This window comes from Flavihumibacter sp. ZG627 (assembly GCF_000814325.1).
Lineage (GTDB): Bacteria > Bacteroidota > Bacteroidia > Chitinophagales > Chitinophagaceae > Flavihumibacter.
This window is the reverse complement of sequence record NZ_JPHF01000007.1, coordinates 1-15,241: the sequence shown is the minus strand read 5'-3', so window position 1 is coordinate 15,241 and position 15,241 is coordinate 1. Positions and strand designations below refer to the sequence as shown.

The window sequence follows — 15,241 nt, the reverse complement described above, 5'->3', positions numbered from 1 at the left end:
ATGGGTTAGATATTTTGTTTTTTCAACTGGTCAATGATGTATTCACTTGCTCTCATTGACAAGGCCAGGATTGTCCAGGTAATATTTTTATCAGCCTGCGAAACAAATGGCGCGCCATCCACAACAAAAAGATTTTTGCAATCATGGGCCTGGTTCCACTTATTGAGTGCCGATGATTTCGGATCGTTACCCATTCTTGCAGTTCCGGCTTCATGGATAATTTTACCAGGTGGGTTGAGACCATAATTATTAGCTGCACTAGCATCATCACCCCATGTAATGATTGCACCCATCTCGTGCATGATCTCCCGGAAAGTTTCTTTCATATGCTTTGCCTGGTTGATTTCATGATCACTCCATTTAACATTGAAACGTAGTACAGGTATACCATATTTATCTACAACATTGGGATCTATCTCGCAATTGTTTTCGCGGAAGGCTACAGCTTCACCGCGACCTGCCATGCCCACGCTGGCGCCATAAAAGTAGCGGTAGTCCTCTTTCAGGGAAGCGCCATAGCCACCAGCTTCCTTTTTCTGGCCATTAACTGCATATTTACCATTCTGGAACTGGATACCACCGCCAAAGCCATAGGCGGGCTGGCCCATTCCGCCCCAATATTCAATATGATATCCACGTGGGAAATCCATTTTTTTATTGTCAAGCCACCAGGGAGAATAAACATGCATCCCGCCAACACCATCTTCATTATATCTTTTACGCCCCAGTAATTGTGGTAAGAATCCACCCATTTCTGCTCCGGTAGAATCATGCAGGTATCTTCCTACCACATCACTAGAATTGGCAATTCCATTTGGATGACGTTGTGATTTTGAATTAAGCATGAGTCGCGAAGATTCGCAGGCACTCGCTGCAAGTACCACAACCTTGGCCTCCACCTGATATTCGAGCATGTCATCCTTATTGACATATGAAACTCCGGTAGCAAGGCCTTCTTTATTAGTGAGTACTTCCCTTGCCATTGCATTCGGGATAACATCAATATTACCTGTTGCCATTGCCGGCTTGATCAGTACTGACGATGAAGAGAAATCGGCATACACCTGGCAGCCCCTGTTACATTGACTGCAATAGAAACAGGCACCCCTGCTATCATTGATCTTTTTTGTGAGAATGGAAAGTCTTGATGGAATTACTTTAACACCTGCTCTTGTTGCTCCGTTTTTTATAAAGAGTTCATGAAGCCTTGGCTTGGGCGGTGGAAGAAAGATACCATCGGGTTCATTCTCCAATCCCTCATTGGTTCCGAAAATGCCGATCAGCTGGTCAACCCGGTCGTAATAAGGCTTTATATCATCATACCCAATTGGCCAGTCTTCACCCAATCCATCAATACTACGTCGCTTAAAATCTTTGGGTCCAAACCGAAGGGAGATCCTTCCCCAGTGATTTGTACGACCGCCTAACATGCGCGCCCGCCACCAGTCCCATTCAGTACCGGCAGCTTTTGTATATGGTTCCCCATCAATTTCCCAGCCCCAGTAACAGGCGTCGAAATCACCAAATGGTCTGAAGCGTGTACTGGCGCCCCTACGCGGTGATTCCCAGGGATTTTTCAACTGGGTAACATTCTTGGCCGGATCGTACATAGGACCCGCTTCCAGAAGGCAGACCTTTAAACCTGCATTGGCCATAATATAAGCGGCCATTCCACCACCGGCACCCGACCCCACAATAATAACATCGTATTTTTTTGGCTGTTTTTTGATCTGCAAATCACCCATCGTTAGATATGAATTGGAAATGAAGTAAAAGAATTAAAATTAGGTATTAAACCTATTCAAAATCAGAAAATTCACCAGCCTCCCTATTTGATAAAAAAAATGAACAATCGGTTAAAATAGTGCAACAATAGGGGTGAATCTGATCTTTTTTTTGCGAGTACAAATATTAGTGTCACAAATACACACGAATCCCATAAATTTATAATCGTCTATAGAGCAAACCAACGATATGCAAGCCAACATTAACCGTAATCAACTATTCGTAGCCAGCTGCCTCTCTTTGTTAGTAACTTCTTTGTCTTTTGGTATCCGGGCAGGGATACTGAATCGACTGGGCCAGGAATTTCATTTGGATCCTCCTCAACTTGCCTCCATTGCTGCAACAGCTTTCTGGGGCTTTCCCCTTGCAGTTGTAATTGGAGGGATGGTAGTAGATGCCATTGGAATGAAAAAACTTCTGATCGTAGCATTTATATTCCACCTCGCAGGAATTGTGCTAACCATTTTTGCCGGTGGTTTCTGGTCATTATTTATTTCCACCTTACTGATTGGTATAGCAAACGGTACTGTAGAAGCAGCCTGTAATCCGCTGGTGGCAACACTTTATCCGGAAAATAAAACTACTAAGCTCAACCATTTCCATTTATGGTTTCCGGGAGGAATTTTCATTGGTACCCTTATAGTATTCCTATTCGATAAACTCGGCATAGGATGGCAGATACAGGTAGCAATGATGATCCTGCCAACACTAATATATGGATACCTGTTTTCGCGGTTAGACTTTCCCGTTACCGAGCGTGTTGCCGCAGGGGTTTCAACGGCTGAAATGTACAAGGCAGTAGCCACACCTTTATTCCTCTTCATGTTCATCTGTATGTTTGGCACAGCTATTACCGAACTTTTTACCGGACAGTGGGTTGGAGTACTCCTTAATAATGTTACAGACAATCCAATTCTGATTCTAACCATTACCACGGGCGTGATGGTTGTAGGTCGTGGTCTTGCTGAACCAGTAGTACATCGCTTTTCTCCGCAGGGAGTGTTACTGATGTCGGCAATCATGGCTGCAATCGGGATTTATATGCTTAGTACCATGAGTGGTAATTCCCTTTATTTTGCTGCCCTTATATTTGGTATAGGCGTATGTTATTTCTGGCCAACCATGCTGGGTTTTGTAGCGGAGAATATTCCAAAATCTGGCGCGCTGGGTCTTAACCTTATGGGTGGAGCTGGTATGTTCGCTGTTTCAGTTTATACCTTATTCATGGGAGGTTTTTATGACAGGCTTTTGATGAAACAATTGCCGGAAGGCGCAGCTCTTGATACCTACAGGTCGGCGGCGGCGGGATCCAGTGAAGCTGCCCAGTATGCAGCGGCACAACTCTCTGCCGGACCGGATGTTTTAAAAGCAACTGCCGTGATCCCCATCATTTTGGTTGTAGCCTTTACAGGGCTGGTAATTTATATGCGAAACAGAAAAAAAGTAACCATAGCGGGTGCCTAAAATAGAACTATGAAACCAGAAAATACAAGAAGGTATGCCATGAAAAAAATCCTGGCAGCAGGTGCTGGCGTGGCGCTCTCACCTATTTCATCTCTTGCATCCGGTTGCAGTGAAAAATCTGATAATTTAATGAAAGGTAATATTAATCATGCTGTTTGCAGATGGACCTATTCATTTCTTTCCCTGGACGAATTATGTAAGCAGGCAAAAGATATCGGAATAAAAGGCATTGATCTTGTAGGGCCAAATGAATGGGATGTACTAAAAAAATATGGACTCGAATCTTCCATGTGTAATGGTGCTGAGATTAACCTTGTACATGGATTCAACCACACAGAATACCATGATACTTTGGTGAAAAATTACACGGAGATGATTCCATTGGTGTCTAAAGCTGGTTATAAAAACCTGATCTGTTTCAGTGGAAACAGGGATGGCATGGACGATGAAACCGGCCTTAAGAATTCGGTGGGAGGATTGAAGAAGATTCTTTCCCTGGCAGAAAAGCATGGTGTTACCATACAAATGGAATTGCTGAATAGCAGGGTGGATCATAAAGATTACATGTGCGACCGTTCGGCATGGGGCATTGAACTCTGCAAACGACTTCAAACCCCAAATTTCAAATTGCTCTATGATATCTATCACATGCAGATCGATGAGGGAGATATCATGAGATCCATCCAGAACAATCACCAGTACTTCGGCCATTATCATACAGGTGGGAATCCTGGCCGCCATGAGATTGATGAGAGTCAGGAACTTTATTATCCTGCTATCATGAAAGCAATTGCTGCTACAGGCTTTAAGGGTTATGTGGCACAGGAATTCATTCCGGCTGCAGCCGATAAAATTGCATCATTGCGTAAAGCTGTGCAATTATGTGATGTGTAATTCAATATTAACTACAACAATCAAACAAACCACAAATAAGAAATATGGCCGAGAATACTTATGATGCCATCGTAATTGGCTCCGGAATTAGCGGAGGTTGGGCCGCTAAGGAATTAACGGAAAAAGGGCTTAAAACATTGATGCTTGAAAGAGGCAGAAATGTTGAGCACGTGAAGGATTATGTGAATGCCAACAAACATCCCTGGGATTTCCCTCACCGTGGAGGCCGCACCCAGGAAATGATTGCGAACTATCCCGTTCTTAAACGTGATTATCCCCTCAATGAAACCAACCTTGATTTTTGGGTAAGTGATAAGGATTGTCCATATACAGAGATAAAACGATTCGACTGGTTCCGCGGATACCATGTTGGTGGACGTTCGCTTACATGGGGCAGGCAGAGTTACCGCTTTAGTGATACTGATTTTGAAGCTAACCTTAAAGACGGCCACGGTGTTGATTGGCCTATTCGTTATAATGATATTGCTCCATGGTACAGTTATGCCGAAAAGTTTGCGGGGGTAAATGGATCTAAAGAAAACCTGGCTATCCTTCCTGATGGCGAATTTTTGCCAGCTATGGAATTAAACTGTGTTGAGAAAGATGCCGCCGCCAGGATCAAGGCACATTTTAAAGGAGAGCGTGCACTCATCATTGGGCGTAGTGCCAACTTAACGGCACCAATCAATGGTCGTTCCAATTGCCAGTATCGGAATAAATGCTGGCTGGGTTGTCCATTCGGCGCATACTTCAGTACACAATCGGCAACTTTACCTGCAGCAATGGCAACTGGTAACCTGACCTTACGGCCATGGTCAATCGTAACTAAGATCATTTACGATAAGGATACAAAAAAGGCTAAAGGTGTTGAAGTGCTTGATGCAGAAACAAACCAGACCTATGAGTATTTCGCTAAGATCATTTTCCTGAATGCATCTGCATTGAACTCAACATGGATACTCATGAATAGTGCAACAGATATCTGGCCTGATGGTTTGGGTAGCAGCAGTAATGCACTTGGACATAATCTCATGGATCACCACCTCGGTGTTGGTGCGAGTGGAATCGTTGAAGGTTATGATGATAAATATTATTCAGGTCGAAGGCCGAATGGATTTTACATTCCACGCTTCCAGAATGTGGGAAATGACAAACGTGATTATGTGCGTGGATTTGGTTACCAGGGCTCTGCCAGCAGAAGTGGCTGGAGAAGGGAGATCGCTGAACTTAATATCGGCGCCGAACTTAAAGAAGCGCTCTCTGAACCTGGCGGCTGGACAATGGGTATGGGAGGTTTTGGTGAGATATTACCTTATCATGAGAATAAAGTAACGCTTGATAAAACAGTTAAAGACAAGTGGGGACTGAATGTACTTGCCATTGATTGCGAGCTGAAGGAGAATGAAAAGAAAATGCGCAAGGACATGATGGATGAGGGAGAAGCAATTCTTATTGCTGCAGGGGTTAAAAATGTACGTAAATGGGATGGTGATGGAACCCCTGGAAGAGGTATCCATGAAATGGGAACTGCTCGTATGGGAAGGGATCCAAAGACATCGGTTTTGAACAAATGGAACCAGGTTTGGGATGCACCAAACGTTTTTGTAACAGATGGCGCGGCTATGGCCTCCGCCGCTTGTGTGAATCCTTCATTAACTTATATGGCGTTAACAGCAAGAGCTGCTGATCATGCCGTGTCTGAATTGAAAAAAGGTAACCTTTAATAATTATGCCCGGCGATTCAACACAAGTGAATATCAATGGCTCTGCAAAAGAGGCCAATACCTATGACGCTATTGTTGTAGGCAGTGGGATCAGTGGGGGATGGGCAGCCAAAGAACTCTGTGAAAAAGGACTCAAAGTAGTGATGCTTGAAAGAGGGCGACCACTTGAGCATATAAAGGATTATACAACAGCCAATAATCACCCCTGGGAAATGGCACATCGTGGTAAGGTCACTGACCTGCAACGAAGAGATTATCCTGTGATTGCACGTGGCTGGGCGCTGAATGAGCCCGTGATGGAATATTGGGCAAATGAAGAAGAAAATCCATACACGGAAATTCAACCCTTTACCTGGTGGCGTAGTTACCAGATGGGCGGGCGTTCTTTATTGTGGGGAAGACAAAGCTATAGACTGAGCGATCTTGATTTCATGGCTAATGCTAAGGATGGACATGGAATCGACTGGCCTATCCGGTATAAAGACATTGCCCCATGGTATGATCATGTAGAACGTTTTGCAGGTATCAGCGGATCGTTGGAAGGCATTCCACATTTACCGGATGGACAGTTTCTCCCCGCAATGGAATTGAATTGTGTGGAAAAAGATGTTGCAGCGAGGATTAAAGCTCATTTTCGTGACCAGCGCCGGTTGATCATTGGCAGAGTTGCTAACCTGACTGCTCCCATTGAAGGCCGCAGCAAATGCCAGTTTCGAAACCGGTGTTGGGAAGGTTGTCCTTTTGGTGGTTATTTCAGCACACAATCTTCTACTTTACCTGCGGCACAGAAAACAGGTAATCTCACTGTAAGACCCTTTTCTATTGTAACGAAACTTGTTTATGATAAGAATAGTAAAAAGGCTACTGGTGTAGAAGTGTTGGACGCAGAAAATAATAAGACTTACACCTACAATTCTAAAATTGTATTTCTGTGTGCTTCGGCACTGAACTCTACATGGGTGCTGTTTAATTCTGCTACAGATATCTGGCCGGGAGGGTTAGGCAGTAGCTCAGGAGAGTTGGGGCATAATGTTATGGACCATCATTATAATCTGGGTGCGAGTGGCAGGGTTGAAGGATTTGAAGACAAATACTATTATGGACGGAGGGCAAATGGTTTTTATATTCCCAGGTTCGTAAATATTAATGGCGACAAAAGAAAATATTTGCGAGGATTCGGCTACCAGGGTGGTGCAAGCAGAATGGGTTGGAGTAGGGAGATAGCGGAAATGTCAGTTGGAAAGGAATTTAAAGACGCCCTCACGGAGCCCGGAAACTGGACAATAGGTGCAACGGGATTTGGAGAAATATTACCTTATCATGAAAACAGGATATTATTGGATAAGGAGCGTCACGATAAGTGGGGGCTGCCGGTATTGGCGATGGATGCAGGGCTTAAGCAGAATGAAATGGATATGCGGGAAGATATAAAAAATGAATTGGTGGCCATGCTGGAATCAGCGGGAGTGAAAAATGTTCGCACTTATGATACCGGACATGCCATGGGGCATGGTATTCATGAAATGGGAACAGCGAGAATGGGTCGGGATCCTAATACTTCTGTACTCAATGCATTTAACCAGGTTTGGGATGCAAAGAATGTATATGTAACAGATGGGGCAGCTATGACATCATCAGCCTGCCAGAATCCATCATTAACTTACATGGCTCTTACAGCAAGGGCTGCTGATCATGCTGTGTCTGAATTAAAAAAACGAAACTTATAACTGCAATCAATAACCGAAAAACTGAATTATTATGAATAGAAGAGAAGCCGTATCTGCGGTAGCGGTGTTACTGGGCGGAACTATTGTTGGTTCAAATATGTTCCTTACCGGTTGTAAAACTGCTGATAAGAAAGCTGGTCTAACCGACTTTAGTACTGATCAAATTGCCTATCTGGATGAGGTGGCAGAAACCATAATCCCTACCACTGATACGCCTGGAGCAAAAGCTGCTAAGGTAGGTGCATTCATGAAGGTGATGGTAACAGATTGTTATACCGAGGCCGATCAGAAAGTTTTTGTGGATGGGATGGCTGCGCTTGAAACAGCCAGTGAAAAGCAATTCAGCAAGGGCTTCATGAAGCTTGATGCAACACAGAAAAAAGAACTGTTGACAGCCCTTGATAAAGAGCAGAAGGACCATCATTCTTCCAAGAAAGCAGAAGATCCTGCTCATTATTTCCGCATGATGAAGGAGCTGACGCTATTGGGATATTTTAGTTCAGAGATCGGTGCTACGCAGGCATTGAGATATGTTGCAGTACCTGGCAAATATGAAGGCTGCATTCCTTATAATAAAGGAGATAAGGCCTGGGCAACTTAAAAAAGCGGAATAGTAATAGAAAAGCCACTGCATATGCGGTGGCTTTTTTTATTTCGGGGTTGAATAAAAAAATCAACTTGGGTTTTCCGATTCTGACGATGGTGTTTCAACCATTGGAGACTCCACCATTGGAAGAGATGGTTGCTCAACCGGCGCTGCGGGCTTTTTAGAACGGCTTGATTTTGAAGAAGCTTTTTTAGGAGGTGCTTTTTTTGCCGGAGCAGATTTAGCTGCCTTTGGAGCGGCCGCTTTTTTTGGTGCAGCCTTTTTAGCGGCTGCTTTCTTTGGCGCTGCTTTTTTAGGTGCCGCCTTCTTAGCCGCTGCCTTTTTAGGTGCTGCTTTTTTTGGTGCTGCCTTTTTAGCCGCTTTTTTCATTGGAGATTTCTTTTGAGCTGCTTTTTTTACTGCTTTTTTAGCCACTTTTTTAGCTGGCGCTTTTTTAGCAACAGCCTTTTTAGCTGGTTTTTTAGCTATAGCTTTTTTTGCTATTGCTTTCTTTACTGCCTTTTTGGCCGGAGCTTTTTTGGCGGCCTTCTTTTTTGTGGGCATATTAATGCGTGATTTTGAGTGAGAAATGGGTTAATAAACTTTGATTTCTAAATTTACATCGCTTGCACCTATCTACCAATATGTCAGTCACTTTTATGTATAGTTTTTTTAAATGGTGGATAACCTGTTGGTTTCTTAAAACCCATCTGTTTTACTGCCTGGTACTAATTTCTTTAACTTATTAACAACGCTTATAATTTCATTACTAATACCTACCTTTGCGCTCCAAATTGGGATTGGTGACGATTTTCGTCAGTTTTTCCTATTTGACCGGCTCCTTGCCGGAGATGAAAAAGGCTTAACATTTTAACATACAACAATGGCAGACTTAAGATTTCAAAGAAACTTTGGTATTGCGGCCCACATTGATGCCGGCAAGACCACAACTACGGAGCGTATCCTCCGTTACACCGGTATGATTCACCGAATTGGTGAAGTGCATGACGGTGCCGCTACTACCGACTGGATGGAGCAGGAAAAAGAAAGGGGTATCACCATTACCTCAGCAGCCGTTAGCTGTCAGTGGAATTTCCCAACCAATAAGGGTACTGCGGATGCCAATACAAAGAAATATTCTTTCAACATTATTGATACTCCGGGCCACGTTGATTTTACTGTAGAGGTAGAACGTTCCATGCGCGTACTCGATGGACTGATCGCCCTGTTTTCTGCCGTTGATGGTGTGGAGCCTCAGTCTGAAACTGTTTGGCGTCAGGCAAACCGCTATGGCGTTCCCCGTATTGGATTTGTGAATAAGATGGACCGTTCTGGTGCCGACTTCCTCAACGTAGTAAAGCAGGTGAAGGAAATGCTTGGTTCAAAAGCTGTTCCCCTTCAATTACCTATTGGTGCTGAAGATGATTTTAGAGGAGTTGTGGATCTCATCAAGATGAAAGGGATCATCTGGCATATGGAAACAGAAGGAATGACCTTTGATGAAATCGAAGTTCCTGCTGATATGTTAGAAGAAGCACAGGAGTGGAGAGCCAGCCTCGTTGAAGCAGTAGCTGAATATGACGACAAATTGATGGAGAAATTTTTCGATGATCCTAATTCCATCACTGAAGATGAAATGCATGAGGCAATCCGTAAAGCAACCATCGACCTTAGCATCGTGCCGATGATGTGCGGATCTTCATTTAAGAATAAAGGTGTTCAGACAGCGCTTGATGCTGTTTGCCGTTACCTGCCTTCTCCTGTTGATATTCCTGATACCCAGGGTACTGATCCTGATTCAGGTGAACCCGTTTTCCGTAAGGCAGATCCCAAGGCACCATTTGCTGCCCTGGCATTTAAGATCATGACCGATCCATTCGTTGGACGCCTGGCATTCTTCAGGGTCTATTCAGGTCATCTTGACGCCGGTTCTTATATACTTAATGTTAGAAGTGGTAAAAAAGAGCGTATCAGCCGGATCATGAAAATGTTCGCCAACAAGCAGAATCCGATCGACTTCATCGAAGCTGGTGATATCGGAGCGGCGGTAGGTTTTAAGGAGATCAAGACCGGAGATACACTTTGTGATGAGAATCATCCGATCACCCTTGAAAATATGTTCATCCCTGAACCGGTAATCGCTGTTGCAGTAGAACCGAAAACGCAGGTTGATGTTGATAAGATGGGTATGGCCATTGCCAAACTTGTTGAAGAAGATCCGACGCTTAGGGTTAATACAGATGAAGAAACAGGGCAGACCATCCTTCGTGGAATGGGTGAATTGCACCTTGAGATTATCATAGACCGGATGCGTCGTGAATTTAAAGTGGAAGTTAACCAGGGTGCTCCGATGGTTGCTTATAAAGAGGCTTTCTCCGGTCGTGTTGAACACCGTGAAACCCTTAAGAAGCAAACAGGTGGTCGTGGTAAATTCGCTGATATCGTTTTCGAACTCAGCGCGGCTGATGAAGAGTGGCTGGCAGCTAATCCTGGTCAGGGATACCAGTTTGTGAACGATCTTTTCGGAGGTTCTATTCCACGTGAATTCGTTCCTGCAATACAGAAAGGATTCCAGCTCGCAATGGTAAATGGTGTACTCGCCAGTTATCCTGTTGTGAACATGAAGATCCGTGTATTTGATGGTAGCTTCCACGCGGTTGACTCCGATGCGATGTCATTTGAACTTTGTGCAAAGCAAGGTTTCCGTGAAGCAGCCCGTAAGGCCAAACCAGTTCTCCTTGAGCCTATCATGAAAGTTGAGGTTGTTACGCCAGACCAGTACATGGGAGATGTAACAGGTGACCTTAACCGTCGCAGGGGAATGATGGAAGGAATGGATAGCCGTGCAGGTGCACAGGTTATTAAAGCAAAAGTGCCGCTGAGTGAAATGTTCGGTTATGTAACACAGTTACGTTCCCTTTCTTCAGGTCGTGCTTCTTCTACCATGGAGTTTTCTCATTATGCTCCGGCACCTAATAACATCGCTGAAGAAGTGATCGCTAAGGTGAAAGGAAAAGTGAATGCCTGATAATTATTCAGATTATAGCAAAGCCATCCGAAAGGATGGCTTTTTTTATGCCCAGGCTTTACTGATTCCAATATTTAATATGTGTTGTTTATGCATTTTATCTCTTTAGTACTAGGGTTATGTCAGGGTTATGCCAGCGTTATTCTGGGCTATAAACCCTAAGAAAACCCTAGGATAACCCTAGGATAGAACAAATGTGACCCAATTTCGAAAATGACTTTAAAATGTAACAGCACAGCCTTATTATTACCCATGTTGACGGGAAGTATTCAAAACAAACAGGCCGCCTCAGTTTACTGAGGCGGCCTGTTTTAATTAACTATCAAATGTTTGATCAGAGTTTGATCGAGTAAAGGTCGTAGCTGATGGAGGGCAGGAAATCATAAGCGATCCAGATATATCCTGCATCTCCCCAGGATGTACCCCATTGGTTAACGGCTTTATAAGCTTGTTTAGCATCATCATAACCAACAATGGTCATAGCATGCGGGCCATAGAATGTTGTAGAGTAGCTGTTCCAAATAGTACCAGCTTTATAATTGTAAAAGTTAGCATCCGCAGTAAAGGTCATTATTAAAGGATGTTTGGCTGCCAGCATTTGTTTCATAGCAGTACGATCACTTGCTAGTACACGAACATATGAACTGATGCGGTAATTGGCCGCTTCCGCAGTTTGAGTAGTTGTTGGCAAAGTAGTACAGCCATCACTGGAGGAATATGGCATGGTACTCCAGGTACAGCTTCCTTTGTTCACCAGGAAATTAAGTGTGGTGATAACTGCCGATCCGCTGGCACAACTACTGCTCACCTTTGTTTGGTTATAAACAAACTCCGGACTGAAAATATTGGAAGATAAACTGAAACTGGTAGCACCAGTCTTGTAATATTGTTCAATTGATCGTGCGTTATAAACGGCCGCAAAAGTAACGCAGGTTGACTCACTTCCCTGGTTAGCAACAGGAGGGGCGGGCATTATGAAACTCGCAGGAATTGTTGTTGGAGGTGGAGGCAGAACTTCGGGATCAGTGGGAACTGGTGCAGTATCGGGGCATCCATCTGTATCCTGGTAACCGTTGAAGGTTTCTTTCTGGGTAGGGCAGGAGTCATTTGTATCAGCGATTCCATCCCCATCTGCATCGGCAGCAGGTCTGGGTTTGCCACCCTTTGCTCCATTACCACCGCCTTTTGCACCCAATACTGCATCTCCGGTAGTAAAGGAATTAAATTTTCCAGCGGCATAATCAGCTGAAACTACTGCCTTCACTTTCATGATTTCGGCAGCATCATCGAAAATTGCTCCCAGTGATCTTTCAGATCCTGGGCCTTCGTATAGTGCTTCCTGCTGGTCACTAATTTCTTTCTGGCAGGAACTCAGGCTTCCCACAATGAGCAGTGAGATGCCTGCAAGGTTTTTCAATTGGATTTTTCGCATACGTATCGATTTTAATTATAGGGTTTATGGGAATAGCGCGCTAATCCCTTTAAATGGAACAATGTTTTGTTTGGTTCAATAATGTGCTTGGAAAAGGTCAAATAGAAGTCTTGAAAGGGGACTATTTCGTTTTTCACAGGCACTCGAATCAGTCTCACTCTATAACCAATAAATATGCCAATGAATTGCGTGAAAAAGGCCGCTAATATTGAGTTTTCATCATTTTCTTAAACCCTGAACCAGGGTCTGTTCTTCGGTGAATAGTATTACTGCGGATACTGATTTCTTAATGTACTGTTAATAAATATAAAATAAAAATAATACGAATGCTTTTCGGGTATAACTGGACGTTAGTGGTCATTCGTCGAAAATTGATAATCGTCAAGCAATTTATTTTTGGTTTTTTTCCACAATCTGTTAAAAATGGAAAATTGGGTTATTATTATTGAATTGCATCAATGTTGCAGAAATATATGTTTAACATACTATTGACAATGCAGGCGGCTTATTACTATATTTGGGTTCTATTCTTCTATCTCCTGATTAACCCTTGTCTACGTACCTTCTTGAATCTATTCTGTTGATCTCCTCTTAATGCCTTTTTTCAATTATCCTGGGTAAGCCATGCGCCTGCTCTGCGCAGTAGTATTTTTTTTCATACATAAAACTTATTGTATGGTCCCCATTTTTACCCAAAATGGTGCAGGCCTAAGAGGCGTGCATCCGTATGAGCGTACATCCACGCGATGTTGTTCAAAAACCCTATCAGGGAGTTCCGGCGCCGCTTTGCGGGTCATGCGGGCTTTCATTTTTAGTTTTCTACTGATATTTGCCGCGTCGTCGCTGTTTGCACAGCCGGCGTCATCGCCATGTACGGCTCACCGTTGGTATGCCGGTGATGGCTGGCGGAAAGTAGGAGGGGAGTGGATTGCAGAAGTTGCTGCATCTCCAAACCTGCAGCCTAAAGGAATTGTGCGATGTGCATCTTCGGCTGAAACAGAATCACAACTGGAAGCATTTGCGGGAATTTACAATTCAGCAGATTTTAACATTGGAACATTACCTAATGCTATACCGGGAGCTTTACCATGCTTTAGTCAGGTAACTGAAACCAGGGGCGTTCAGGTTTCGGGTCCAACACAGGGCGAAGAAATTGTTTGGTTCAATTTTGACATCCGGCCACTTGCCGGAACTTACCAGTTTCAGATAGTGACCAATGAATCAGTGGGTTGGGCTCTCTATTATGTTGATCCTGTTAATGCAGGTCCAACACAGCTGACTTCTGGAACAGTCTTTCCAAATTATACAGGTTATCCTGATGTTGGCAATGCAACACAGGCAAATAACCTTTCCGGAAATTGCGGGACTTTATTATATGCTGATTGCGGTTTAAGCGGTAACGGTTGGTCAACCATTACCGTTCCCTCATTTAAGAAGCCTACCAATTATTACCTGGCAATGTGGATGGCCGATCCTGGCACAGGAGTTGGTAAATCCAGTTTTCCAAACAGCATGAACCTTGTTTATAAATCAAGGTATGGCTGTGGTGGATCCACCTGTACGATCGAGAATGATGGATACACTACAGAGTGTGCAGAGAATGGAGAAACTTACACAGTTTGCTATAACGTAGTAGGTAGTGCAGGAAAGTGGGCATTGGTTGATAATGCAGCTGCAGGTCAGGAAGCATCTTTTTATTCAATTACTCTTTATAATCAGAATGATGTTCAGATCGGCGTACCAATTACAAGTACAGATCTTGGAACAACTCCACTTAATCTTTTATTGGGAATCATTCCCGATGGCGCGGTAAAAGCTAAGATTTGTGCCACTTATCCGTATGGTACTCCATCTAATCTTGCACTAGTTCCGGATGGAACTTATTCTACCGGTAATGATTATGTGCAGTGTACAGATGGATTGACCTTGCAGTCACCTTCTCCTGTTAAACCAACTGTGGATGCTTTAATCAGTACCGGAACAGGCGTCTCTGCTCCAACAGAAGGTAACACTTGTTATACTTTAAATATTCTGCAGAGTAATTCTGTAACACTAACCTCCACTGCAAGTGAAGGTGCAGATGTTAGTTGGTCATTCGAACCTAACCAGGGAGATGTAACTTTTGTTGATAATGGAGATGGTACTGCGTCATTCACGATAAACGGATTGGTGCCGCTTTATGCGAATCAATATACATTCACAGCAACTGCCACTTATGAAAATGGTTGCAGTTCAACAGACCAGGTTTGCTTAGTTATTCAAAGTGTTTTGCCAACCTGTTCTATAACTGGTCCTCCGAATGCATGTGAAGGCACAGCAAATCTTACTTACAGTTTCAACGGAACCTATGATGATTGGGATGATGATTTCGATTTCACCTGGTCAATCATAAATGAAGTTGGTGCTGATGCTACAATAGTTGGAGACGCTACAAATGTTTCAAGTATTGAAGTAAGTGTAACGGGAAACGGAACATACGAAGTACAGTTGACCATTTTAAGTAAGGGAGTTATTAAAATAGGACCTCCTCCTTGTCAGATTTCCACTACGATTAATCCAACACCGGATGCTCCTGGTGTAGCTGGTGATGATAATTGCGGT

The 15,241-nt window shown here is 43.6% G+C and carries 10 protein-coding genes; 7 read left to right on the top strand and 3 right to left on the bottom strand.

The features are described 5' to 3' along the window. Positions 1-5: 5 nt before the first annotated feature. Positions 6-1,745 (bottom strand): GMC family oxidoreductase, encoded by a 1,740-nt coding sequence (locus HY58_RS13595; protein ID WP_039132959.1) that lies wholly within the window; start codon positions 1,743-1,745, stop codon positions 6-8. A 229-nt stretch (positions 1,746-1,974) separates the two neighbouring features. On the opposite strand from HY58_RS13595, the gene HY58_RS13590 reads away from it, so the two are divergent. The 5 genes from HY58_RS13590 to HY58_RS13570 are packed head-to-tail and all read left to right on the top strand — an operon-like array spanning position 1,975 to position 8,195. After that, a complete protein-coding gene (locus tag HY58_RS13590; RefSeq protein WP_039132955.1) occupies positions 1,975-3,249 on the top strand; it encodes a sugar MFS transporter in 1,275 nt (424 codons plus the stop codon). 9 nt (positions 3,250-3,258) lie between these two features. Then, on the top strand, positions 3,259-4,143 hold the full coding sequence (locus HY58_RS13585; RefSeq protein WP_039132945.1) for a hydroxypyruvate isomerase family protein: 885 nt from the start codon (positions 3,259-3,261) through the stop codon (positions 4,141-4,143). Positions 4,144-4,187: 44 nt separating this feature from the next. Continuing rightward, positions 4,188-5,867, top strand: coding sequence for a GMC oxidoreductase (locus tag HY58_RS13580; RefSeq protein ID WP_039132943.1), 1,680 nt, complete (start codon positions 4,188-4,190; stop codon positions 5,865-5,867). A gap of 5 nt (positions 5,868-5,872) precedes the next feature. Beyond that, on the top strand, positions 5,873-7,594 hold the full coding sequence (locus HY58_RS13575) for a GMC oxidoreductase (RefSeq protein WP_052324126.1): 1,722 nt from the start codon (positions 5,873-5,875) through the stop codon (positions 7,592-7,594). Positions 7,595-7,625: 31 nt separating this feature from the next. Beyond that, positions 7,626-8,195: a gluconate 2-dehydrogenase subunit 3 family protein gene (locus HY58_RS13570; protein ID WP_039132942.1), complete on the top strand. Its 570-nt coding sequence runs from the start codon at positions 7,626-7,628 to the stop codon at positions 8,193-8,195. 72 nt (positions 8,196-8,267) lie between these two features. On the opposite strand, the gene HY58_RS13565 is transcribed toward HY58_RS13570, so the two are convergent. Next, positions 8,268-8,744: a hypothetical protein gene (locus tag HY58_RS13565; protein ID WP_039132941.1), complete on the bottom strand. Its 477-nt coding sequence runs from the start codon at positions 8,742-8,744 to the stop codon at positions 8,268-8,270. A 319-nt stretch (positions 8,745-9,063) separates the two neighbouring features. Here HY58_RS13565 and fusA point away from each other — a divergent pair, with 319 nt between their 5' ends. Then, positions 9,064-11,208, top strand: a complete 2,145-nt coding sequence (fusA, locus tag HY58_RS13560; protein WP_039132940.1) for an elongation factor G — start codon at positions 9,064-9,066, stop codon at positions 11,206-11,208. A gap of 334 nt (positions 11,209-11,542) precedes the next feature. Here the strand turns inward: fusA and HY58_RS13555 are convergent, their stop codons facing one another. Continuing rightward, entirely contained in the window at positions 11,543-12,640 is a 1,098-nt protein-coding gene (locus HY58_RS13555) for a C1 family peptidase (RefSeq protein WP_039132937.1), read from the bottom strand. A 675-nt stretch (positions 12,641-13,315) separates the two neighbouring features. Here HY58_RS13555 and HY58_RS13550 point away from each other — a divergent pair. Beyond that, positions 13,316-15,241: hypothetical protein (locus tag HY58_RS13550; protein WP_156123692.1), on the top strand; the 1,926-nt coding region annotated here is incomplete at its 3' end.

Bases quoted from the DNA above. Each gene is read 5' to 3' on its own strand.
- HY58_RS13565 (WP_039132941.1), bottom strand. From the start codon at position 8,744: ATGCCCACAAAAAAGAAGGCCGCCAAAAAAGCTCCGGCCAAAAAGGCA.
- HY58_RS13575 (WP_052324126.1), top strand. From the start codon at position 5,873: ATGCCCGGCGATTCAACACAAGTGAATATCAATGGCTCTGCAAAAGAG.
- HY58_RS13580 (WP_039132943.1), top strand. From the start codon at position 4,188: ATGGCCGAGAATACTTATGATGCCATCGTAATTGGCTCCGGAATTAGC.
- HY58_RS13555 (WP_039132937.1), bottom strand. From the start codon at position 12,640: ATGCGAAAAATCCAATTGAAAAACCTTGCAGGCATCTCACTGCTCATT.
- fusA (WP_039132940.1), top strand. From the start codon at position 9,064: ATGGCAGACTTAAGATTTCAAAGAAACTTTGGTATTGCGGCCCACATT.
- HY58_RS13570 (WP_039132942.1), top strand. From the start codon at position 7,626: ATGAATAGAAGAGAAGCCGTATCTGCGGTAGCGGTGTTACTGGGCGGA.
- HY58_RS13585 (WP_039132945.1), top strand. From the start codon at position 3,259: ATGAAACCAGAAAATACAAGAAGGTATGCCATGAAAAAAATCCTGGCA.
- HY58_RS13595 (WP_039132959.1), bottom strand. From the start codon at position 1,745: ATGGGTGATTTGCAGATCAAAAAACAGCCAAAAAAATACGATGTTATT.
- HY58_RS13590 (WP_039132955.1), top strand. From the start codon at position 1,975: ATGCAAGCCAACATTAACCGTAATCAACTATTCGTAGCCAGCTGCCTC.